This is a genomic window from Pseudoduganella sp. OTU4001 (assembly GCF_038440195.1).
GTDB lineage: Bacteria > Pseudomonadota > Gammaproteobacteria > Burkholderiales > Burkholderiaceae_D > Rugamonas.
This window is the reverse complement of record NZ_JASATG010000014.1, coordinates 74,040-94,859: the sequence shown is the minus strand read 5'-3', so window position 1 is coordinate 94,859 and position 20,820 is coordinate 74,040. Positions and strand designations below refer to the sequence as shown.

The following is a 20,820-nucleotide window of genomic DNA, read 5'->3' as shown; positions in this document are numbered from 1 at the left end:
ATGCCTTTTTCCTCTCTCAAGAAAAGACTTGGCCTGAAGCTGTCCTTGAATGACCATAACTGGGGCAACGACAAGGACAACCGCAAGGCCCAGGAAGGCAAAAAGCCCGGCGAAGGACCGCCGGACCTCGATCAACTCTGGCGCGACTTCAACCAGCGCCTGAATGGCCTGTTCGGCGGCGGCAAGAACCGCGGTAGCGGCGGCAGCGGCGGTGGCGGCGGCGACATGAAGGGCGCCGGCATTACCTTCGGCGCGGTAGCTACGGTGGCGGCGCTGGTGTGGCTCGCTTCCGGCGCCTTCATCGTGCAGGAAGGCCAGACCGGTGTGGTGACCACGTTCGGCAAGTTCAGCCACGAGACGCCGGCCGGTTTCAACTGGCGCTGGCCGTACCCGTTCCAGAACAATGAAACCGTCAACGTCTCCACCGTGCGTACGGTCGAAGTGGGCTATCGCGGCAGCGCGAAGACCAAGATGGCTTCCGAAGCGCTGATGCTGACCGAGGACGAAAACATCATCGACATCCAGTTCGCCGTGCAGTACAAGGTGAAGAAGGCCTTCGACTGGCTGTATTCCAACCGCGACGCGGAGGATACGGTGCGCCAGGTCGCTGAAACGGCGATCCGCGAAGTGGTCGGCCGCAGCAAGATGGACTTCGTGCTGTATGAAGGGCGCGAGAAAGTGGCGAACGACACCCAGCAGCTGATGCAGGCGATCCTGGACCGCTACAAGTCCGGCGCCCAGGTCACCAATGTGACCATGCAGGGCGTGCAGCCGCCGGAGCAGGTGCAGGCCGCGTTTGACGACGCGGTGAAGGCCGGCCAGGACCGCGAACGCCAGAAGAACGAGGGCCAGGCTTATGCCAACGACATCGTGCCGAAAGCGCGCGGTGCGGCATTCCGCCTGATCCAGGAAGCCGAGGCCTACCGCGCCATGACGGTGCAGAATGCGACCGGTAACGCCGACCGCTTCAAGTCGGTGCTGGCCGAGTACCAGAAGGCCCCTGCCGTGACGCGCGACCGCATGTACCTGGACACCATGCAGCAGATCTTCTCCAACACCAGCAAGGTGATGGTGGATTCCAAGGCCGGCAGCAACCTGCTGTACCTGCCGCTGGATAAGCTGATCGCCCAGGTGGCTGCAACCGAGGCGCGCGCCGCCAGCGTGTCCGCACCGCCGCCGGCTGCCGTATTGCTGCCGGAACCGACTACTGAGCCGAACCGCCGTGATGGCCGTTCGCGTGATTCTTCCCGTGACCGGGAGAGCCGCTAATGAACCGCTTTGCAACTATCCTGATTACCGGCTTCATCGCCCTGATGCTGCTGTCCTCCACCGTGTTCGTGGTGGACCAGCGCAAGTACGCCATCGTGTTTGCGCTGGGTGAAGTGAAGCAGGTGATTTCCGAGCCTGGCCTGCACTTCAAGCTGCCGCCGCCGTTCCAGAACGTGGTGTACCTGGACAAGCGTATCCAGACCCTGGACCCGAAAGAGGCTGACCGCTTCATCACCGCCGAGAAGATGAACATCCTGGTGGATGCCTTCGTCAAATGGCGCGTGACCGAGCCGCGCCTGTATTTCGTGTCGTTCGGCGGCGACGAGAACCGCGCCGGCGACCGTATGCAGCAGATCGTGAAGGCGGCCCTGAACGATGAAATCACCAAGCGCACCGTGCGCGAAGTGATCTCCGGCCAGCGCGGCAAGGTGATGGAATCGATCCGCACCAAGGTGGTGGACGAGGCCAAGCAGATCGGCGTGGAAATCGTCGATGTGCGCCTGAAGCGCGTGGACTATGTTGAGCAGATCAACAACTCGGTCTACGAGCGTATGAAGGCCGAGCGCGTGCGCGTGGCCAACGAGGCGCGTTCCACCGGTTCCGCTGAATCGGAGCAGATCCGCGCCGACGCCGACAAGCAGCGCACCGTGATCCTGGCGGAAGCCTACCGCGAGGCGGAGAAGATCAAGGGTGAGGGCGATGCCAAGGCGTCCCAGATTTACGCCGAAGCGTTTGGCCGCAACCCGGAGTTCTACAAGTTCTACCGCTCGCTGGAAGCCTACCGCGCTTCCTTCAAGACCAAGGCTGATGTGATGCTGGTCGATCCGCAGTCGGACTTCTTCAAGTACTTCAAGAGCGCCGGTAGCGGGAAGTAAACGCTCCAGCAGGCAAAGCGCCGCATTGCGGCGCTTTTTTTTTAACTGCATTGCAGCAAATTCGCGTAAAATACGCGGTTTGGTTCTCCGGTTTTCGGGGCGCACCGTTGCGCCTGCATTGTTTATATTTCAATAGCACCAACCATGCCGAATTGGCTTTTGCCTGAATATATTGCCGACGTCTTGCCGTCCGAAGCACGCAAGATCGAGGAGTTGCGCCGCCTGATGCTGGATAATTTCCGGCTGTACGGCTACGAGCTGGTCATGCCGCCGATGCTGGAGTACGTGGAGTCGCTGATGACCGGCGCCGGCGCCGACACCGACCTGCGTACCTTCAAGCTAGTGGACCAGATTTCCGGCCGCATGCTGGGCCTGCGCGCCGATATGACCACCCAGGTGGCGCGTATCGACGCCCACCTGCTGAACCGCGCCACGGTGACGCGCCTGTGCTATGCCGGCTCGGTGCTGCATACGCGCCCGTCCGGCCTGCACGCCACGCGCGAGCCGTTCCAGATCGGCGCCGAGATTTACGGCCATGCCGGCTTGGAAGCGGACGCCGAGATCCAGGAGCTGGCGCTTGGTTCGCTGGCCCTGGCCGGTTTTACCGAGGTGCGCCTGGACCTGACGCATGTCGGCGTGCTGCACGCGATCCTGGAGCAGGATGCGGCGGCCAGGAAGGATTACGATGCCATCGTCGCGCTGCTGCGCGCGAAGGACGTGCCGGGCCTGCAGCAGCAGACCGCCAAGTACAATGAAACGACGCGCGCAGCGCTGCTGGCATTGCCAAGCCTGTACGGCGACGTGGAAGTATTGAAGCGCGCCCGCGAGGCGCTGCCGGCGCTGCCGGGCATCACCCACGCGCTGGCCGAACTGGCCGCGCTGGCGGCATCGGCCATCGGCCGCGCCGACGTGGCGATCGACCTGGCCGACCTGCGCGGCTACCAGTACGAGAGCGGCGCCATGTTCGCGCTGTACGTGCCGGGCCTGCCGAACGCGGTGGCGCGCGGCGGCCGCTACGACCACGTGGGCGAAGCATTCGGCCGCGCGCGTCCGGCCACCGGCTTCTCGCTGGACCTGCGCGAACTGGCGCGCCTGCTGCCGACCGCGGAGCGCAAGCATTCGATCCGCGCGCCGTGGGGCAATGCGCCGGAACTGAAAGAAAAAATCGCCGAGCTGCGCAAGTCCGGCGAAGTTGTGATCCAGTCGCTGCCGGGTCATAACGATGAACAGGACGAGTTCCAGTGCGACCGCGCGCTGGTGCTCGACGAAAGTGGTAGTAACTGGATTCTCAAAAACTTAGGTTAATTGTGATGTCAAACAAAACTGCAAAGAACGTTGTTGTTATCGGCACCCAGTGGGGCGATGAAGGCAAAGGCAAGATCGTCGACTGGCTGACCGAACACGCCCAGGGCGTGGTGCGCTTCCAGGGCGGCCACAACGCGGGCCACACCCTCGTGATCGGCGGCGTCAAGACCGCCCTGCAGCTGATCCCTTCGGGCATCATGCGCCCAGGCGTGGCCTGCTACATCGGCAACGGTGTGGTGCTGTCCGTGCCTGACGTGCTGCGCGAAATCGACAAGCTGGAAGCGGCCGGCGTGGAAGTGGCTTCCCGCCTGAAGATTTCCGAGGCTTGCCCGGTCATCCTGCCTTACCACACCGCTCTGGATGCAGCGCGTGAAGCAGCCCGCGGCGCCGCCAAGATCGGCACCACCGGCAAGGGCATCGGCCCTGCGTACGAAGACAAGGTTGCCCGCCGCGCGATCCGCGTAGCCGACCTACTGAACGCAGAGCGTTTCGCCGAGAAGCTGAAAGAGAACCTGGACTACCACAACTACGTCCTGGAAAACTACCTTAAAGCGCCGAAGATCGATTACCAGAAGACCCTGGACGATGCGCTGGCCTACGTGCCGCGCCTGCGCCCAATGGTGACCGACGTTTCCTCCGCCCTGTACGCGACGCATAAAGCTGGCGGCTCGCTGCTGTTCGAAGGCGCGCAAGGCTCGCTGCTGGACGTCGACCACGGCACCTACCCGTTCGTCACCTCGTCGAACTGCGTGGCTGGCAATGCCGCTGCAGGCGCCGGCGTCGGCCCTGGCATGCTGCACTACATCCTGGGCATCACCAAGGCCTACACCACCCGTGTTGGTTCCGGTCCGTTCCCATCGGAACTGCCGACCGATGCAGGCGTTGGCCACCACCTGTCGTCCGTGGGCCACGAGTTCGGTACCGTGACCGGCCGTGCCCGTCGTTGCGGCTGGTTCGACGCAGCGCTGCTGCGCCGCTCGGTACAGATCAACGGCGTGTCGGGCATGTGCCTGACCAAGCTGGACGTGCTGGACGGCCTGGAAACCCTGAAGATCTGCACCGGCTACACCATCAACGGCAAGCAGGTAGACATCTTCCCGGTCGGCGCTGAAGACGCGGCACTGTGCCAGCCGATCTACGAAGAAATGCCTGGCTGGACCGAGAGCACCGTCGGCGCCAAGTCGATGGAAGCGCTGCCGGCAGCGGCCCGCGCTTACATCAAGCGTATCGAAGAAGTGGTCGGCGTGCCGATCGACATGGTATCGACCGGTCCAGACCGCGAAGAGACCATCGTTCTGCGCCACCCGTTTGAATAATCAGAAAGAGTAAGAGCATGACCACTCCTGTATCCGACCAAAAGCACCTGTGGGTTAGCTGGGACGAGTACCACCGCCTGATCGAGCGCCTGGCGCTGAAGGTCCATGAATCGGGCTGGAAGTTCGACATGGTGCTGTGCCTGGCGCGCGGCGGCGTGCGTCCGGGCGACGTGTTCTCGCGCATCTTCGACGTGCCGCTGGCGATCCTGTCGACCAGCTCCTACCGCGAAGAAGCGGGCACCGTGCGCGGTGACCTGGACATCGCCAAGTACATGACCATGACCAAGGGCCCGCTGTCCGGCAAGATCCTGCTGGTCGACGACCTGGCTGATTCCGGTGTGACCCTGACCAAGGTGATGAAGCACCTGAAGGACAACTTCGAAGGCGTGACCGAAGTGAAATCGGCCGTGATCTGGACCAAGGGCTGCTCCGCATTCAAGCCTGACTACCAGATGGAAGAACTGCCGCACAACCCATGGATCCACCAGCCGTTCGAAGACTACGATGGCCTGCGCCCGCACCAGCTGGCGGCATGGATCAAGAAGGGCGAGACCGGCGCGTAATATCGCCAGGCCTCAAACAAAAAGCGGAAGGGTGCAAACCCTTCCGCTTTTTTTATTTCACGTCCAGCAGTTCGACGTCGAAGATCAGGTTGGAGTTCGGCGGAATCGGGCCGATGCCGCGGCTGCCATAGCCCAGCGCGGCCGGTACGATCAGGGTGCGCTTGCCGCCGACCTTCATGCCTTTCACGCCCTGGTCCCAGCCCGGAATGACTTGACCGGCGCCGAGCTCGAAGGTGAATGGGCTGCGGCCGACCGACGAATCGAACTGTGCGCCGCGCTGTTGCGCGGCATTGGGATCGTAAATCCAGCCGGCGTAGTTGACGACGACCTCGGCGCCATCGACGGCTTCTTTGCCGATGCCGGTGACGTTATCGATTTTTTGCAGCGGGAAGGCCGGCGCTTCGGTTGGCGCAGGCGCTTTGGCGCGCTCGCAGCCGGCAAGGGACAGGCTGAGGCTCGCGCCGATCAGGCAGCAGGAGAGCAGTCGCTTCATTGTTCTCTTTCCAATAAAAATGTGAATGATGCGCAGGGTAAGCGACTTGAGCTCCGCTAGCAATGGTGGAATGGCGACAAGGGGCCTACGCCTGGTGTACTGAATTCACCACAACTGAACAAAAAAATACCGATTAGTGAAAATCGGATACATTTCCGTGTGGAAACGACTATACAATTCTTGGCATCGTTTTGCTGTTGCAGGGATTGTCGATGTTTCCTTCGTTGTTGTTGCCATTGTTGTTAGCTTCTGGCGCCCAGGACCCGGGCGTGGCGGCGCCCAAGCCGCCGCTGCTACAGAAGCAGTGGGCTGAGAGGAAATTCGACGCCATCGACCGCAGCCTGCGTGAATGGTGCAGCGGCGACAGCGCAGGTTTCGAAGCGCAGTTCGACAGCTATTTCCGCACCGCCCAGGCGTGGGAGGCCGACCGCAATGCGCTGGCCCAATGGCGCCAGCAAACCCCCGATTCGCTGGCCGGCGCCATGGTGGAAGCGATCTACTGGCGCGCCTACGCATCGCAGCTGCGGCTGGGCGCCGTCGGCCAGCTGCCGAAGGAGGCGATGGACTTCTACCAGGAGCAGCTGGGACGCGGCAAAGCCAGCCTGCAGCAAGTCAAGGCGCAGGCCAATGCCTGCCCCTTGTGGCATAGCCTGAATATCAGCCTGCAGCTGGATGGCGCCAGCTCGCGCCATTCGGCGGCGCGCGCCTACCTCGATGCGGTGCTGGTGTTCCCGAACGACCCGCAGATCCACTACGCCATGTCGCGCGCCTACAGTCCGCGCCTGGGCGGCAGCGCCGTGCAGTTCGACCAGTTCGCGCGCCGCGCCGTGTTCTTCACCAAGTCGGTGGAAGGCGGCGCCATGTATGCGCGCCTGTACTGGCGCGAAGACGGCAATGGCAGCGAGGCGATCCAGTTCCGCGAGCAGCGCGGGCTGCCGGAATGGCGCATGGTCAAGGCGGGCTTTGAAGACCTGCTGCAGCGCCATCCGCAAGACCTGCGCGGCAAGAACAAGTTCGCCTCTTTTGCCTGCCGCGCCAACGACCGCGAGACCTACCTCAAGCTGCGCCAGGAGCTGGGCGAGCGCATCGTGCCTGAGATGTGGCCGGACGTGGCGGGCGTGGACGCCTGCGACCGCAAGCTGGGCAAGGGGAGTGCGGCAGCTTCTTCGCCGCCCCAGGCCGGTGGTGTAAACTTGCGCTCATGACCCAAGACTTCTTCCAAACCTTTATCCTGCTGATGCTGGTCACTGACCCATTTGGCAACGTTCCGATTTTTGCATCGGCCTTATCGACCGTTCCACCCAAGCGGCGTCCCAAGATCGTGGTGCGCGAATGCCTGATCGCGTTCGTGGTGCTGCTGGTGTTCATGTTCTTCGGCAGCCACTTCCTCAAGGCGCTTAGCCTGTCGGAAGCTTCGCTGCGTATTGCAGGCAGCGTGATCCTGCTGCTGATCGCGATCCGCATGGTGTTCCCTCACCCGGACGGCGTGCTGGGCAAGCAGGAGGGCGGCGAACCGTTCATCGTACCGCTGGCGATTCCGGCGCTGGCCGGTCCGTCCGCGCTGGCGACCGTGCTGCTGTTCTCGCGCGAGAGCGCGGGCGAGGTGATCGTGCACGTGGCCGCGCTGGCAGCCGTGGTGGTGGTTTGGCTGGCTGTTTTCCTGGGCGCCGAGCGCCTGCAAAAAGCGCTTGGTCCGCAAGTGATGATCGCCTTCGAACGCTTGATGGGTTTGATCCTGGCTGCGATGTCGATCGAAATGCTGTTGGGCGGTATCCGGGAGTTTATCAAGACACTATGAGGTGACCATGCATGTGCTGATCGTGTTGGGAATAGTAGTACTGCTGGTGGTGCTGTTCTACAAGGCGACCAACCAGTATGTGCAGCCGGTCGGTGCGGCGGCGCCGTCGCCTTCGATGGGCGGCAACGCGCCGCCGGTGCAGTTTGGCTGGGTGGTCAACGGCAAGCTGTTCGTGCAGGGCGCGTATGGCACCGTGCAGGAAATCACCAGCCCTTATGCGCAGCAGGCCATGGACCGCGCGGAGCGCAGCCTCGAAAAGAATGCCTGGAAAAAGGATACGGCCTTTGGCGTGGCGGCCTATGGCAATTACCGCGATTTCGAGCGCGGCGCCGATCCCATCCTGATTTCATCGGCGCGCTTTTGCGGCGCGGGCAAGTTGCTGTATTTTCAGTCCGACCAGGGCATGGGCGGGCTGTTTTCCTATGATGTGGCGAGCGGCCATGAGGAGCGCCTGCTGCACCGCCAGCAATTGCGCCTGGCGGACCTGAGCCTGTCGCCGTCGGGTGAAACCATCTACTGCACCGTGCAGGGGCGCGGAGGTGCGAGCCATATCGCCACCATGGGCGTAGCGGGCGACGGCTTGCGCGAACTGTCCGGCGGCGACACCATCGATTCGGCGCCGACGGCCGTGCCGGGCGAGGAGGGGCTGGTGATCTACCAGTCGGCCGGCATCGCGCGCGATCAGCAGGGCGGCTGGGCCGCTACCGGCCACGTCACCTTGCAGGAGTTGAATACCGCTACCGGGCGAGTGACGCCGGTGCTGGAAGACCCGCGCTACGATTTTCTTTCGCCGCGCGTGGCGGCTGATGGCGCCTTGTTCTTTATCCGCCGTCCCTACGAACCGCCGCAGTACAACGCGGGCAATGTGGTGCTGGATACGCTGCTGTTCCCATTCCGCTTGCTGCGCGCCGTTTTCCATTACTTGAATTTCTTCTCGCTGATGTACTCGCGCAAGCCGCTGACCGGCGCGGGCGGCGCGCCGATGCAGGCCGACCTCAAGAACATTGTCCTGCAGGGCAAGCGCATCGATGCCGAGCGTGCGCTGCGCAAGGAAGCCAGCATCGGCGGCATCCCATCGCTGGTGCCTTCGTCGTGGCAGCTGGTGCGGCGCACCCGCAGCGGCGCCGAAGCGGTGGTGGCCAGCAATGTGAGCTCCTTCGATATCACGCCGAACGGCACCATCGTCTACAGCAATGGCCGCGGCTTGTTCGCACTGGATGCGCAGGGCCGCTCAACGCTGGTATCGCAGGGCGACCTGGTCGGTACGGTGCTGGTGCACGATAAATGAATAAGCTAGTTCGAAAATAGCGCTTGGTTGGAAACATGTTGCCTTGATAATGGCGGCGTGGCACGATGTTAGTCCCACGACGCCAACTATTGAAGGAGCTGTTATGTCCCTGCGTATTAACGATACCGCACCAAATTTCAAAGCCCAGACCACCCAGGGCCCTATCGATTTCCACGAATGGATCGGCGACAAGTGGGCCGTGCTGTTCTCGCACCCGAAGGATTTCACCCCGGTCTGCACCACGGAGCTGGGCTATATGGCGAAGATCGAGCCGGAATTTACCAAGCGCAATACCAAAATCATCGGCCTGTCGATCGACCCGGTTGAGAACCACAGCAAGTGGGCCGCCGACATTGAGGAAACTCAAGGTGCTACGGTGAAATATCCGATGATCGGTGATACCGACCTGCAAGTCGCCAAGCTGTACAACATGCTGCCGGCGGAAGAGGCGGGCACTTCGGAAGGCCGCACCGCAGCCGCCAATGCCACCGTGCGTTCGGTGTTCGTCATCGGCCCGGACAAGAAGATCAAGCTGATGCTGACCTATCCGATGACCACCGGCCGTAACTTCGACGAAATCCTGCGCGTGCTGGATTCGATGCAGCTGACCGCCAAGCACCGCGTGGCGACGCCGGTCAACTGGAAGCATGGGGAAGACGTGATCATCGCCGGTTCGGTCAGCGATGAGGAAGCCAAGGGTATTTACCCGAACGGCTGGAAGGCGCCTAAGCCATACCTGCGTATCGTTAAGCAGCCTTCCTGATCAAGTCAGAGCGCGTCGGCCCCCGGCGCGCCAAACAGCTGTTCTTTGAGGTGGTGCAGTTGATCGCGCACCTGCGCCGCCTTCTCAAACTCCAGGTTCTTCGCGTGGTCAAGCATCAGCTTCTCGAGGCGCTTGATTTCCTTGCTGATCTGCTTCTCGCTCATTGCCTCATACTTCGCCGCTTCTTCCGCAACTTCCAGCTGCTCGCGTGCAGCCGCGCTGTAGACGCCATCGATCATGTCCTTGATGATTTTCTTCACCCCGCGCGGTACGATGCCCATCTTCTCGTTGTAGGCGATCTGCTTGGCCCGGCGGCGCTCGGTCTCGTCGATCGCACGCTTCATCGAATCGGTGATGTTGTCCGCATACAGGATCGCTACGCCGTTCAGGTTACGCGCCGCACGGCCGATGGTCTGGATCAGTGAGCGTTCCGAACGCAGGAAGCCTTCCTTGTCCGCATCCAGGATCGCCACCAGCGACACCTCAGGCAAGTCCAGGCCCTCGCGCAGCAGGTTGATCCCTACCAGCACGTCGAAGGTGCCGATACGCAGGTCGCGCAGGATCTCCACGCGCTCCACCGTATCCACGTCCGAGTGCAGGTAGCGCACCTTGATGCCATGGTCGCCCAGGTACTCGGTCAGCTGCTCCGCCATGCGCTTGGTCAGGGTGGTGACCAGCACGCGCTCGTTCTTCTCGATGCGGTCGTTGATTTCGCCCAACAGGTCGTCGACCTGGGTGCGGGCAGGGCGCACGATCACCTGCGGGTCGACCAGGCCGGTTGGACGCACCACCTGCTCGACCACCGCGCCGGCGTTCTTCTTCTCATACTCGGCCGGCGTGGCCGACACGAAGATGGTCTGCCGCATCTTGGACTCGAACTCCTCGAACTTCAGCGGCCGGTTATCCAGCGCCGACGGCAGGCGGAAACCGTAATCCACCAGGTTGGTCTTGCGCGAGCGGTCGCCGTTATACATGGCCGACAGCTGGCCCACCAGCACGTGCGACTCGTCGAGGAACATCAGCGCATCGCGCGGCAGGTAATCGACCAGCGTCGGCGGCGGTTCGCCGGGCTTGGCGCCGGACAGGTGGCGTGAATAGTTCTCGATGCCCTTGGTGAAGCCTACCTCGGACATCATCTCCAGGTCGAAGCGCGTGCGCTGTTCAAGGCGCTGCTCCTCAATCAGCTTGTTCTCGCGGCGGAAGAATTCCAGGCGCTCGCGCAGCTCCTCCTTGATGGTCTCGATCGCGCGCAGCACGGTGGCGCGCGGCGTCACATAGTGCGAGCCCGGATAGACGGTGAAGCGCGGGATCTTCTGTTTGACTTTGCCGGTCAGCGGGTCGAACAGCTGGATCGACTCCAGCTCATCGTCGAACATCTCCAGGCGCACCGCCAGGTCCGCGTGCTCCGCCGGGAAGATATCGATGGTATCGCCGCGCACGCGGAAGGTGCCGCGCCCAAAGTCCATCTCGTTGCGGGTGTACTGCATCTGGATCAGGCGCGCGATGATGTCGCGCTGCGAGACGCGGTCCTTGGCGCGCAAGGTCAGGATCATCTGGTGGTACTCGTTCGGGTTACCGATACCATAGATCGCCGACACGGTCGCCACGATCACCACATCGCGCCGCTCCATCAGCGACTTGGTGCAGGACAGGCGCATCTGCTCGATGTGCTCATTGATCGACGAGTCTTTTTCAATGAACAGGTCGCGCTGCGGCACGTACGCTTCCGGCTGGTAGTAATCGTAGTAGGACACGAAATACTCGACCGCATTCTCCGGGAAGAACTCACGGAATTCGGAATACAGCTGGGCCGCCAGAGTCTTGTTCGGCGCGAACACGATGGCCGGACGGCCCATGCGGGCGATCACATTGGCCATGGTGTAGGTCTTGCCCGAGCCGGTCACGCCCAGCAGGGTCTGGAACGACAAACCGTCCTCAATCCCCTCGCACAGGCCGTCGATCGCAGTAGGCTGGTCGCCGGCGGGAGGGAAGGGCTGGTGCAGGCGGTATGGCGAATCCGGGAAAGTAACGACAGTCGGTGCCGGAGCACCGGAATTTTGCGACTCAGACATGAATGCTGACCTTTGATAGAATATGCGATTGTCGGCGGCCCTGACCGGATTTTGTTCGGGTGCCGGCAAGAATCTGCATCGACCCGCTCCCAAACGTTACCAAATTAATCATGACGAACCCTTCCGTTTTCAGCGCCATCGAGATGGCCCCGCGCGACCCGATCCTCGGCATCACCGAAGCCTTTAATGCAGACACTAACCCAGCGAAGATTAACCTGGGCGTAGGCGTCTATTATGACGACAATGGCAAAGTGCCGCTGCTCAAGTGCGTGGAAAAGGCGGAAGCAATCCTGATTGAACAGCATGCCCCGCGTACCTACCTGCCGATCGAAGGCCTGGCAGCGTACGACAAGGCAGTACAAGAGCTGGTATTTGGTGCCGACAGCGCTGTAATTCAAGAGAAACGTGCGGTAACTGTGCAGGCACTGGGCGGTACCGGCGCGCTGAAGATCGGCGCCGACTTCCTGAAGCGTTTCGCTCCGGATTCCGAGGTCTACATCAGCAACCCTAGCTGGGAAAACCACCGCGCGCTGTTCGAAAGCGCCGGCTTCAAAGTCAACAACTACGCGTACTACGACGAAACCACCCATGGCGTGAACTTCCCAGCCATGCTGGCCGCCCTGAAGGCCATGCCGCGCGGCGCCATCGTCGTGCTGCACGCCTGCTGCCACAACCCGACCGGCGCTGACCTGACCCAGGCGCAGTGGGATGAAGTGATCGCCGCCGTTGTCGCGGGCGGCCTGGTGCCGTTCCTGGACATGGCTTACCAGGGCTTCGGCGCTGGCATCGCGGAAGATGGCGCCGTAGTACGCCGCTTCGCTGCCACCGGCGTGGCGCTGCTGGTGTCGAACTCCTTCTCCAAGTCGTTCTCGCTGTACGGCGAGCGCGTGGGCGCCCTGAGCGTGGTGGCTGCCTCCGCCGAAGAAGCATCGCGCCTGCTGTCGCAGCTGAAGCGCGTGGTCCGCACCAACTACTCCAACCCGCCAATCCACGGCGGTAAAGTCATTGCCACCGCGCTGTCCACCCCGGAACTGCGCCAGATGTGGGAAGACGAACTGGCCGGCATGCGCGTGCGTATCAAGGAAATGCGCGAAGCCTTCGTGCAGAAGCTGAAAGCCAAGGCCCCAGGCCACGACTTCGACTTCGTGCGTGAGCAGGTTGGCATGTTCTCGTACTCCGGACTGACCAAAGAGCAGGTGGCCAAGCTGCGCGAACAGTCCATCTACGCGGTGGACACCGGCCGTATCTGCGTGGCTGCACTGAACTCGAAGAATATCGATGTGGTAGTTGACGCCATCGCCAAGGTTCTGTAATATCTTGGTCTCTGATCGCAACGCGGTCAGAAATGATCCCTGATAGCTCAGTCGGTAGAGCGACGGACTGTTAATCCGCAGGTCCCTGGTTCGAGTCCAGGTCGGGGAGCCAGAACACAGAAAAGCCCAGCCTTGACCGGTTGGGCTTTTTGCTTTTGGGGCGCGCCAGCGGCAATAATTTGTGGTAACGTTCACCTTTTGGTGTGAAATCAAAACCATGAAAAATTCCTTGCTCCATTTGCTTTTGCTGGTTCCGATGACCGCCTTGGCTGCGCAACAGGCGCCTGAGGCCCGGGACGTGGTTGTCACGCAGCGGAATTTCATCGATTTCTCGTGGGCTGGCGCGTATAACGGCGAGCAGGGAATGGCACCGGTCGACACCACGATCTTCAACGTGGCTGACTATGGCGCCATTCCTGGCGATGCGCTGGACGATACGGATGCGATTCAGCGTGCCATCGACGCGGCCAGTGCGGCGCGCGGCGGTATCGTGCAGTTCGAGCCCGGCACATATTTGCTAAATAGCGGGCCGACGCCCAAGCGTTTGATCGTTTCGGCCAGCAAGGTGGTGCTGCGCGGCGCCTGGCGGGGGCAGACCCATTTCAAAATGGTTAATGCGCTTGCGCCGGCCGACCCAAAACAGTTGTGGGCTGCGCCGGCGCTTGTGACCTTCACGCCGGGCAAGGGGAAACCGGGTCCGTCGTCGGCACTGGCGGCGCCGGCGCGGATGGGCGATACTCGCCTGGTGCTGTCTTCCACTGCCGCCTTCCAGCCGGGTGATTTCGTCCGCATCGAGATGCAGAGCACGGCCGCAAACGCCTCTTATCTGGAAGGCAAAACCACGCGCCGTATCTGGAGCAAGATCAACACCCAGGGCGTCAAAGCATTGGAAACGCATGAAGTGGCCAGCGTCGACGGCGCCGTACTGCACCTCAAGACACCATTGACGACCGCCATTGACCTTCACTTCCCATGGACTGCGAGTAAAGTCGCGGTGCTGCGTAATGTTGGCTTCGAAAGTATCCGGGTTGAGGGGAGCTTTACCGAGCGCTTTGTTCATCACAAGAATGCTTATCACGACTCCGGCTTTTGCGGTGTCGAGCTAGACCAGACCGTGCATTCCTGGGTGCTGCGCAACCAGTTCGAGAACGTGACTCAGCCGGCTGTCATCCACGGCGGGGCGTCCAACACGATGATGCTGAACACCATTGCCGGCAATAGCGGTCACTTGAGCTTTGCCGCGACATTTTCCACATACAGCATGATCGGGCTGAATATTGACAACACGCCGGAAGGGCAGTGGCACGGTGTCGGCGCTTCACATCAATCGACCGGTTCCGTATTCTGGCGCAATGTGGCGCCGAATTCACGCGGCATCGATTCCCATGCCAACTTCCCGCGACACACGCTGTTTGATGCAATAGAGAGCCGTGGGATGTGGGGGCAGGGCGGAAACTATGCCGATTTACCCAACCATCTGTCTGGGCTGGTTATCTGGAATTTCCACCAAACCGGGCGGCTCGAACATCATGAGAGCCGTACGCTGGACTTATGGGAATTGCCTGAACCAGACACGAAGGAGTATGGCCCCTATACGGGGGTTAATCCGGTTTTGGTCGGCTATGTCGGGCCTTATTCTGAAGTGAACATGGCGAATATTGGACTGGTCGAAAGCATGGGCCGGCACGTTGCGCCCGAATCGCTCTACGAAGCGCAACTGGAGAAGCGGCTTGGCAAGGTGCCGGCCTGGCTGTTGACAGCCAAAAACGAATGGGCGGCTCTGCTCGAGGCCAGGCTGGGTCGGAGCAACCCGGCACTTGGGGGTGGTGGGCCGGCCATGTCACCGCGTGCACATTCCGATTGACGATGGATTCCGAAAAAGGAGTCCCGGGCATCGCTGAATTGCAGCTTTACCGGCCAGAGTGGATGATATCAATTGTAATTATGGCAATATTGAATTGAAATTCATGCGAATTCGCTAATATTCATCTTCCAAGTCTTGTATGAATGACTAAGAATACGGTCATTCGATTACTTCTTGGAAAGGTTTGTGATGAATTTTGGTGAAAGGCTCAAGCAGATCCGTGCGGGGCGCGGGCAGACTCAGCCCCAGTTCGCAGAGGTGCTGGGGATTGAGCAGTCTTATCTCTCAAAGCTGGAGAACGACAAATCGGTGCCTTCCGCCGAAATGTTCCTGACCATCGTGTCGGGCCTTGGCATGCAAGCGGCGGACTTTCTGAAGGAGATTGATAAGGAAGTCCTCGACACCACCCTTAACCACATTCCGGCGGTCAGCCAGTTCACGACCCAGACCGTGGCGGTGCAAGCCCATAACACCAAAGTCTGGATGTACGGATCCGGCGTGGCGTGGATTATCGGTTTTGCCCTGATGCTGGCGGCGAACGACGGCATTTTCTTCCCTAATAAGCTCTATAAATACGCCTCGCCCGGCGTAATACAGGCCGGGGAGCCCGAGAACATCTTCGAAACGCATGAAGACATCGTGGAGCTCCAGTGGCGGGCCAAGATCGTTTCGAGCGAAGAGGCCAATAAGCAGCGCGCGGAGTTCAAGGCTAAGCGCGAGCGCCCAGTAAAGGTGGAGACAACGGATAACCGCGGCGGTTCGTATGCGGAACCCGCAGACAACGGCCACCGCCGTTTTGAGCTGGTCAAGACCGAGCATATCAAGACTTCCGGCAACCGCATCCTGCAATTCCTCGGCGCCACCATTTTCGTGGCTGGCCTGGTCGGCGTGTTGACCGAATGGCGTCTGCGCCGCCTGAAAAACAAGCGCAACTAATCACCCCCTAAAAACCACAAAAGGAGATTCACATGTCCCAGATCCGTACCTTCCTGTCCGGCGCAACCACCATGGCCGCAGCCCTGGCCGCAGTTTTCGCACTGACTGCCGCCAAGACCGAACGCAAGGAAACCTTTGATGAAATTACCGTAGGACGGATCAACATCGTCGAGCCGGATGGCACCAAGCGCATCATCATTTCGAACAAGGCCCAGTTTCCGGGCGACTTCAAGGAGGGTAAGGAAGGCGCGCGCCCGGACCGCCGTGACTTCGCTGGCATGTTGTTCGTTAACGAGGAAGGCACCGAGAACGGTGGCCTGATCCAGAAGGGCAGCATGAACGCAGACGGCAAGATCTCGTCGGGCCTGTCGCTGACCTTCGACCGCTTCCGTCAGGACCAGGCGCTGCAGCTCCTCAGCACCGACAGCGCCACCCACCAGATGACGGCCATCAAGATCAACGACGTACCGCACTTCAAGGTCACGTCGATGGATGATGTGAGCCGTTTCGGCGAGGAGGCGCGCAAGCTTTCGGGCGCCGAGCGTGAGGCTTATTGGAAGAAGCTGTCCGAGGCGGGCCGACTGAGCGAGAACCGCATCTTCCTGGGTAATACGCGCGACAAGGGTTCGTCGCTGCAGTTGAAGGATGCCAAAGGCCGCGTGCGCATGATGCTGCTGGTTTCGGCCGAAGGCAAGGCTGAAATCCAGATGCTCGACGAGCAGGGCAAGGTCGTCAAGTCGATCGAGCCGACCGTGGCTAATTGATCTTTTGCAGCATGTCCCTGGCGTTGGCGTTGGAGGGATCCAGCTCCAGCGCGCGGCGGTAGGCGGCAGCGGCGCTGCCCTTATCGCCGGACAGCAGGAGCAGCTCGCCCAGCGAGTCGTACAAGTTGCCGTCCTGCGGGAACAGCGCGGTACTGCGTTTCAGGATGGCGATGCCGGTAGCAGCGCGGCCGGCGTCTGCGTACTGGTAGGCCAGGCGGTTCAGGCCATTGCCGTCCGCAGGCTTGCCGCTCTGCGCGAGCAGGGCATCAAAGCGGGCCAGGCCTGCCTGGTCGCCTGCATTGCGGATTTCAGTGGCCAGCAGATCGTGCAAGGCCGGCTTGGGCAGCGCTACGCGTTTGCCATACAGCGTATCGGTAAAGTCGCTGCGCATGCGGTAAATCTCGGGCCCCTTATTGCCATTGCCTTCGTTGAGGAAGATGACAACCAGCTTGCCTTCCTCCGGATAGCGCGTAACCAGGGTGCGGAAGCCATTGCCGTTGCCGCCGTGTTCGTGCACCAGGCGCGGTTTTCCCGCAATGGTGCGGGTGCCGATCAGCCAACCATAGCCGTATCCCAGGTCGCCCCAGACATCGTCGTTAATATAGGACGTAAACATCAGCTTCTTCGATTCCGGCTTGAGCAGGGCAGTGCCGGCCAGCGCGCGATCGAGCTTGAAGAAATCGCCGGTGGTGCTGACAACGCCGCCGCCCGCGCCGATATTCGGAATCCACAGCGGGGCGGCAGGCTGGTAGCCGCCCAGCGCCCGCACGTAGCCGGAAGCCTTGCGCGGAATGATGCGGTCCGGTGCGTCATATGCCGTTCGGTCCATGCCCCGCGGGCGCAGGACCATTTCGTCGAGCGCTGCACCGAATGGCTTGCCGGTCTGTTTTTCAATGACCCAGCCAAGCAGGGTGTAGTTGGAGCTGCTGTAGTGGCCCTGGCTGCCCGGTTCGAATTCCAGCGGGCGGTTCATGATGGCGAGGAAGTCTTCCTTGGGCACTTTCTCGCCCAGGCGCTTGGCCCAGAATCCCGGGAAGTTCGCGTAGTCCACAATGCCGGAAGTGTGGTTCAGCAGCTGGTGCAGTGTGACGCGCTTGCCGGTATCGGCGTTAAGCTCGGGCACGTACTTGCCAATCGGGTCGTCGAGCCGCAGCTTTCCTTGCTCCGCCAGCTGCATGATCATGGTGGCGGTGAACTGCTTGGTCAGCGAAGCGACGCGGAAGGCGGTATCGGTGCCGTGCGGGATGTTCCATTCGCGGTTGGCCAGGCCGAACGCGCGGTGGTAGACCACCTTGCCCTGGTCCGCCACCAGCACCGAGCCATCGAGCTGGCCGATCGCGTGGTAGGCCTTGGCGACGCGATCAAGGTCGGCAGCGCGGTCGGCTTTGGCAGGCAGGGCGCAGATCAGGAGGAGGGCGAAACCAATCTTCTTCATTATTAAAGGGCCTTGCGCAAGAGGGGCAGCGATGTTGTGGCGACAATAGCATATAGCCACTTTACATTTTTGCTTTTGCGACAGGATCAGTTATTCTGTGGATATTCCGGCTTTTTCGTAGCCTGGACGTTCATTTGCGGAGCAATTTTCATAATGATTACAAAAGAAGAGCGGGTTGTTTACGGTACTGAAGACCTGCTGACGACCTTGTGCACCTCGGTCACCCGCGTGCTGAATGTGGCATCGCAAAGCCGGATTACCTATTCGGCCATGGTCCAGCGCATCACCAAAGTGGGCCTGAAACCTGATATTGGCTGTTTCGTGCTGTTTGACGGCGGCTTTACCGGCCTGGTGGTGCTGAACTTCTCGGCTGAAGCGGCGATGGAGATTTACGAGCGCTACATGCTGAGCATGGGCATGCCGAAGTCGGAGCTGGCCAGTTCCTTCACCTCGGACGAGGTGGCGAACATCATGGGCGAGCTGATGAACCAGATCGTCGGCGATTTCACCGGCAAGGTGCGCGCCGAGCTGCACACCAATATCACCCAGAACCAGCCGAAGATGCTGGTGCTGAACAAGCAGGTCACGCTGAGTGTCGATACGCCGCTGGACCGTCCGGAAATGCGCCGCGTGTCCTTCTTCACCGAGCGTAACAATATCTTCTACCTCGAACTGGCGATCGACCGTACCGAGTTTATTAAATTGCACGATTTCGAGAAGTCGGAAGTTGTTGACGCCGATGCACTGCTGGAGCAGGAGCAAGCCTCCAAGCCGGCAGCCCAAGCCGAAGCCATTTCGTCGGATGACGCCGACGAGCTGCTGAAGTCGCTCGGCATGTAAGAAAAAGGGGTTTGCAAAAACCCGAGTGGCAGATATAATGTTGCCTCTTTTCCCTGATAGCTCAGTCGGTAGAGCGACGGACTGTTAATCCGCAGGTCCCTGGTTCGAGTCCAGGTCGGGGAGCCAGAACACAGAAGAGCCCAACCCTAACCGGTTGGGCTTTTTGCATTGCGAGGTGTGAAAATGGAAAACAACGAACAGCGTTACATGGTTCAGCAGAACAAAATCAATGAACCGGGCAAGCCGCCGGTGTTCGCGCGGGTCATGCGCAGTAAGGAGGGTGTCTTTGAAGGGGTCTCCTTCATCAAGAACAAGGACAAGGCTTCTGTCCTGACGATGGCGCAGGCGCAGGAAGCGGTGGCGTGGGCCGCCAAGAAAAAATCCGCCGCCCACGAATATGCCACTACGATCATCAGTCTTTGATAATGCCCTTCACGAGCAGGGTTTGAGCTGGTGTGGTGAGCTGGAGCAGGCGGTCGATGTTGGGATGGTTCCCAGGGTTGGCGCGGGCATCCTCGGTATGCTCGGCGTAGATTTTCAGGCCAAGTTCTGCCGCTTCCGGTGTAATGGCGCCGAAGGTCTCAGCTAGCCAGGAATAAACCCGTACAGACCCTGCCTGGCCAGGCCGATTCTCGATCCTGCCGACGGGAACTCCAGACTGGTCGATAAGTTCGATTGCTGCGATGGAGTCGGCAGCAGGGAGCATGGCCAGGTTGTTTGAAAATTCTTGGGCAAAGCTTGGTAATTGCATAAGTGCTCTTATAAGGCGTTGTCTAAAGACGTTATTATCGCCCAGTAAGGAGAAATATCATGGCGAAGAAGAAAGAGGAACTTGATCCGGAAACCCTGGAGTTAATCCAGTGGTGTATCGAAGTCGAGGGTTGGCTGGTCAAGGGTGGCGCTACCGTAAAAGAGGCCCAGGACCACATTGAAGAGCAGGTGGAATGGTTCACCGATTTGTTCTACGACGGGTTGACGCCGGAAGAGGCGGCGAAAGAAGCCTTGGCCTGAGCGCGTATTGTTACATTTGTGCCACGTGGTGATTTCACGTTGCGCAGCGGTCGTGTACGATCAGCGACTGTAGATTTCAAAAACAGTGCGCCATGGGAAGCAAAATATTGGCGATCGTCCTGCTCGCCATACTGCAGGCAATTGTCCCAGCCAACGCACAAAGCACCGTAACCGTTAAAGTGGCGCTGTCGGAAGCCTTGCCGCCAGCCAGCTACGCTGTGAATGGTGAGCCAAGTGGTTTGTTGAAGGATATGCTGGTGGAGCTGTTCCGCCATGTACCGGGCTATCGCCTGGAGTTCCGAACCTATCCCTGGGCGCGCGCGCAGCGTTTGGTGGAGTCGGGCCAGATGGACATGTTTGTCACATTCCCTTCCGCCAGCCGCAAGGCCTACGCGGCATTTTCACCGCACGCCATCTATACGCTGGACTATGGCAACCTGGTGTTCGACAGCCGTAGCAGCAAGGCTGCCAAGCTTGAGACGGCGCGCAGCTTTGAGGATTTGCGCGGGCTGACCTTTATCAGCCAGGAGGGTGTGTCCTGGGAAGATGAAAACGTTCCCGCCTATATCAAACGCTATATGGTGAACACGCCGCGCTCCATGTGGCATATGATTTTCCAGCGCAAGGCGGGCGACTTCTTCATCATGTCGGTGGAACATGCCATCTATATCGCCAACCGCTACGGCTATCGCGACCAGCTGCGTATGAAGAAAGTGGATTTCATCCCCAACAGCCTGGTCGAGTTCCATGTCGGCCTGCGCAAGAATCACCCGCAACAGGCAGCCTTGCTGCATGCGATCGATGCGGCGATGGTGCATCCCGAATTTGTGGCCAAAAGAAAAGCGATCGAGCGCAAGTATCGCGAGTTGGCCAAGGCAGTCCCCACAACTGACGCTTCCGGCTGAAAGGAATGAC

The 20,820-nt window shown here is 60.5% G+C and carries 21 protein-coding genes and 2 tRNA genes; 19 read left to right on the top strand and 4 right to left on the bottom strand.

All coding sequences use genetic code 11. From position 1 onward, the window contains the following. The 5 genes from hflK (at position 1) to AAHE99_RS14690 (ending at position 5,328) form a co-directional block, all read left to right on the top strand. Positions 1-1,269, top strand: a complete 1,269-nt coding sequence (hflK, locus tag AAHE99_RS14710; RefSeq protein WP_342118099.1) for an FtsH protease activity modulator HflK — start codon at positions 1-3, stop codon at positions 1,267-1,269. After that, positions 1,269-2,144, top strand: coding sequence for a protease modulator HflC (hflC, locus tag AAHE99_RS14705; RefSeq protein WP_342118098.1), 876 nt, complete (start codon positions 1,269-1,271; stop codon positions 2,142-2,144). The genes hflK and hflC overlap by 1 nt, the downstream gene beginning before the upstream one ends. Before the next feature lie 144 nt (positions 2,145-2,288). Further along, positions 2,289-3,449: an ATP phosphoribosyltransferase regulatory subunit gene (locus AAHE99_RS14700; RefSeq protein WP_342118097.1), complete on the top strand. Its 1,161-nt coding sequence runs from the start codon at positions 2,289-2,291 to the stop codon at positions 3,447-3,449. Between the two features lie 5 nt (positions 3,450-3,454). Then, a complete protein-coding gene (locus AAHE99_RS14695) occupies positions 3,455-4,765 on the top strand; it encodes an adenylosuccinate synthase (protein WP_342118096.1) in 1,311 nt (436 codons plus the stop codon). Between the two features lie 17 nt (positions 4,766-4,782). Further along, positions 4,783-5,328, top strand: a complete 546-nt coding sequence (locus AAHE99_RS14690; RefSeq protein WP_028104425.1) for a phosphoribosyltransferase — start codon at positions 4,783-4,785, stop codon at positions 5,326-5,328. 52 nt (positions 5,329-5,380) lie between these two features. Here AAHE99_RS14690 and AAHE99_RS14685 read toward each other — a convergent pair whose 3' ends face one another. Continuing rightward, positions 5,381-5,821: an FKBP-type peptidyl-prolyl cis-trans isomerase gene (locus AAHE99_RS14685; protein ID WP_342118095.1), complete on the bottom strand. Its 441-nt coding sequence runs from the start codon at positions 5,819-5,821 to the stop codon at positions 5,381-5,383. A 212-nt stretch (positions 5,822-6,033) separates the two neighbouring features. On the opposite strand from AAHE99_RS14685, the gene AAHE99_RS14680 reads away from it, so the two are divergent. The 4 genes from AAHE99_RS14680 to AAHE99_RS14665 all read left to right on the top strand — a co-directional run bounded on the left by AAHE99_RS14680 (position 6,034) and on the right by AAHE99_RS14665 (position 9,670). Next, on the top strand, positions 6,034-7,026 hold the full coding sequence (locus AAHE99_RS14680) for a hypothetical protein (RefSeq protein ID WP_342118094.1): 993 nt from the start codon (positions 6,034-6,036) through the stop codon (positions 7,024-7,026). Then, positions 7,023-7,619 (top strand): MarC family protein, encoded by a 597-nt coding sequence (locus AAHE99_RS14675; protein ID WP_342118093.1) that lies wholly within the window; start codon positions 7,023-7,025, stop codon positions 7,617-7,619. The genes AAHE99_RS14680 and AAHE99_RS14675 overlap by 4 nt, the downstream gene beginning before the upstream one ends. A gap of 7 nt (positions 7,620-7,626) precedes the next feature. Next, the gene (locus AAHE99_RS14670; protein ID WP_342118092.1) at positions 7,627-8,907 is read left to right on the top strand and encodes a hypothetical protein; all 1,281 of its coding nucleotides are present in this window, start codon (positions 7,627-7,629) and stop codon (positions 8,905-8,907) included. Positions 8,908-9,010: 103 nt separating this feature from the next. After that, positions 9,011-9,670 (top strand): peroxiredoxin, encoded by a 660-nt coding sequence (locus AAHE99_RS14665; protein WP_342118091.1) that lies wholly within the window; start codon positions 9,011-9,013, stop codon positions 9,668-9,670. A 5-nt stretch (positions 9,671-9,675) separates the two neighbouring features. Here the strand turns inward: AAHE99_RS14665 and uvrB are convergent, their stop codons facing one another. Beyond that, positions 9,676-11,742: an excinuclease ABC subunit UvrB gene (gene uvrB / locus AAHE99_RS14660; RefSeq protein ID WP_342118090.1), complete on the bottom strand. Its 2,067-nt coding sequence runs from the start codon at positions 11,740-11,742 to the stop codon at positions 9,676-9,678. 110 nt (positions 11,743-11,852) lie between these two features. Between uvrB and AAHE99_RS14655 the strand changes: the two genes are divergently transcribed. From AAHE99_RS14655 to AAHE99_RS14635, 5 genes are all read left to right on the top strand, one after another. Beyond that, positions 11,853-13,055, top strand: coding sequence for an amino acid aminotransferase (locus tag AAHE99_RS14655; protein ID WP_342118089.1), 1,203 nt, complete (start codon positions 11,853-11,855; stop codon positions 13,053-13,055). A gap of 36 nt (positions 13,056-13,091) precedes the next feature. Then, positions 13,092-13,167: transfer RNA gene (locus AAHE99_RS14650), tRNA-Asn, on the top strand. A 105-nt stretch (positions 13,168-13,272) separates the two neighbouring features. Then, positions 13,273-14,919: a DUF4955 domain-containing protein gene (locus AAHE99_RS14645; protein ID WP_342118088.1), complete on the top strand. Its 1,647-nt coding sequence runs from the start codon at positions 13,273-13,275 to the stop codon at positions 14,917-14,919. A 189-nt stretch (positions 14,920-15,108) separates the two neighbouring features. Next, entirely contained in the window at positions 15,109-15,855 is a 747-nt protein-coding gene (locus AAHE99_RS14640; protein ID WP_342118087.1) for a helix-turn-helix domain-containing protein, read from the top strand. A 32-nt stretch (positions 15,856-15,887) separates the two neighbouring features. After that, positions 15,888-16,619, top strand: a complete 732-nt coding sequence (locus AAHE99_RS14635) for a hypothetical protein (RefSeq protein WP_342118086.1) — start codon at positions 15,888-15,890, stop codon at positions 16,617-16,619. Here the strand turns inward: AAHE99_RS14635 and AAHE99_RS14630 are convergent. Beyond that, positions 16,612-18,054, bottom strand: a complete 1,443-nt coding sequence (locus AAHE99_RS14630) for a serine hydrolase domain-containing protein (protein WP_342118085.1) — start codon at positions 18,052-18,054, stop codon at positions 16,612-16,614. The two genes, AAHE99_RS14635 and AAHE99_RS14630, sit on opposite strands and share 8 nt — an antisense overlap. 153 nt (positions 18,055-18,207) lie before the next feature. Here AAHE99_RS14630 and AAHE99_RS14625 point away from each other — a divergent pair, with 153 nt between their 5' ends. The 3 genes from AAHE99_RS14625 to AAHE99_RS14615 all read left to right on the top strand — a co-directional run bounded on the left by AAHE99_RS14625 (position 18,208) and on the right by AAHE99_RS14615 (position 19,317). Continuing rightward, positions 18,208-18,894, top strand: a complete 687-nt coding sequence (locus AAHE99_RS14625) for a DUF3334 family protein (protein ID WP_342118084.1) — start codon at positions 18,208-18,210, stop codon at positions 18,892-18,894. A gap of 50 nt (positions 18,895-18,944) precedes the next feature. Next, positions 18,945-19,020: transfer RNA gene (locus AAHE99_RS14620), tRNA-Asn, on the top strand. Positions 19,021-19,077: 57 nt separating this feature from the next. After that, a complete protein-coding gene (locus AAHE99_RS14615; protein ID WP_342118083.1) occupies positions 19,078-19,317 on the top strand; it encodes a hypothetical protein in 240 nt (79 codons plus the stop codon). Here the strand turns inward: AAHE99_RS14615 and AAHE99_RS14610 are convergent. Beyond that, positions 19,307-19,645, bottom strand: a complete 339-nt coding sequence (locus tag AAHE99_RS14610; RefSeq protein WP_342118082.1) for a DUF2322 family protein — start codon at positions 19,643-19,645, stop codon at positions 19,307-19,309. The two genes, AAHE99_RS14615 and AAHE99_RS14610, sit on opposite strands and share 11 nt — an antisense overlap. Before the next feature lie 59 nt (positions 19,646-19,704). On the opposite strand from AAHE99_RS14610, the gene AAHE99_RS14605 reads away from it, so the two are divergent. Both AAHE99_RS14605 and AAHE99_RS14600 read left to right on the top strand, forming a co-directional pair. After that, complete coding sequence (locus tag AAHE99_RS14605; RefSeq protein WP_342118081.1) at positions 19,705-19,905, top strand: hypothetical protein; 201 nt, start codon at positions 19,705-19,707, stop codon at positions 19,903-19,905. Positions 19,906-19,997: 92 nt separating this feature from the next. Continuing rightward, positions 19,998-20,810 carry a substrate-binding periplasmic protein gene (locus tag AAHE99_RS14600; protein ID WP_342118080.1) on the top strand — a complete coding sequence of 271 codons (813 nt, stop codon included), beginning with the start codon at positions 19,998-20,000 and terminating at the stop codon, positions 20,808-20,810. Positions 20,811-20,820 lie beyond the last annotated feature (10 nt).

Excerpts from the sequence above, each read along its gene's own strand:
- hflK (WP_342118099.1), top strand. The coding sequence starts at position 1 with ATGCCTTTTTCCTCTCTCAAGAAAAGACTTGGCCTGAAGCTGTCCTTG.
- hflC (WP_342118098.1), top strand. The coding sequence starts at position 1,269 with ATGAACCGCTTTGCAACTATCCTGATTACCGGCTTCATCGCCCTGATG.
- AAHE99_RS14700 (WP_342118097.1), top strand. The coding sequence starts at position 2,289 with ATGCCGAATTGGCTTTTGCCTGAATATATTGCCGACGTCTTGCCGTCC.
- AAHE99_RS14695 (WP_342118096.1), top strand. The coding sequence starts at position 3,455 with ATGTCAAACAAAACTGCAAAGAACGTTGTTGTTATCGGCACCCAGTGG.
- AAHE99_RS14690 (WP_028104425.1), top strand. The coding sequence starts at position 4,783 with ATGACCACTCCTGTATCCGACCAAAAGCACCTGTGGGTTAGCTGGGAC.
- AAHE99_RS14685 (WP_342118095.1), bottom strand. The coding sequence starts at position 5,821 with ATGAAGCGACTGCTCTCCTGCTGCCTGATCGGCGCGAGCCTCAGCCTG.
- AAHE99_RS14680 (WP_342118094.1), top strand. The coding sequence starts at position 6,034 with ATGTTTCCTTCGTTGTTGTTGCCATTGTTGTTAGCTTCTGGCGCCCAG.
- AAHE99_RS14675 (WP_342118093.1), top strand. The coding sequence starts at position 7,023 with ATGACCCAAGACTTCTTCCAAACCTTTATCCTGCTGATGCTGGTCACT.
- AAHE99_RS14670 (WP_342118092.1), top strand. The coding sequence starts at position 7,627 with ATGCATGTGCTGATCGTGTTGGGAATAGTAGTACTGCTGGTGGTGCTG.
- AAHE99_RS14665 (WP_342118091.1), top strand. The coding sequence starts at position 9,011 with ATGTCCCTGCGTATTAACGATACCGCACCAAATTTCAAAGCCCAGACC.
- uvrB (WP_342118090.1), bottom strand. The coding sequence starts at position 11,742 with ATGTCTGAGTCGCAAAATTCCGGTGCTCCGGCACCGACTGTCGTTACT.
- AAHE99_RS14655 (WP_342118089.1), top strand. The coding sequence starts at position 11,853 with ATGACGAACCCTTCCGTTTTCAGCGCCATCGAGATGGCCCCGCGCGAC.
- AAHE99_RS14645 (WP_342118088.1), top strand. The coding sequence starts at position 13,273 with ATGAAAAATTCCTTGCTCCATTTGCTTTTGCTGGTTCCGATGACCGCC.
- AAHE99_RS14640 (WP_342118087.1), top strand. The coding sequence starts at position 15,109 with ATGAATTTTGGTGAAAGGCTCAAGCAGATCCGTGCGGGGCGCGGGCAG.
- AAHE99_RS14635 (WP_342118086.1), top strand. The coding sequence starts at position 15,888 with ATGTCCCAGATCCGTACCTTCCTGTCCGGCGCAACCACCATGGCCGCA.
- AAHE99_RS14630 (WP_342118085.1), bottom strand. The coding sequence starts at position 18,054 with ATGAAGAAGATTGGTTTCGCCCTCCTCCTGATCTGCGCCCTGCCTGCC.
- AAHE99_RS14625 (WP_342118084.1), top strand. The coding sequence starts at position 18,208 with ATGATTACAAAAGAAGAGCGGGTTGTTTACGGTACTGAAGACCTGCTG.
- AAHE99_RS14615 (WP_342118083.1), top strand. The coding sequence starts at position 19,078 with ATGGAAAACAACGAACAGCGTTACATGGTTCAGCAGAACAAAATCAAT.
- AAHE99_RS14610 (WP_342118082.1), bottom strand. The coding sequence starts at position 19,645 with ATGCAATTACCAAGCTTTGCCCAAGAATTTTCAAACAACCTGGCCATG.
- AAHE99_RS14605 (WP_342118081.1), top strand. The coding sequence starts at position 19,705 with ATGGCGAAGAAGAAAGAGGAACTTGATCCGGAAACCCTGGAGTTAATC.
- AAHE99_RS14600 (WP_342118080.1), top strand. The coding sequence starts at position 19,998 with ATGGGAAGCAAAATATTGGCGATCGTCCTGCTCGCCATACTGCAGGCA.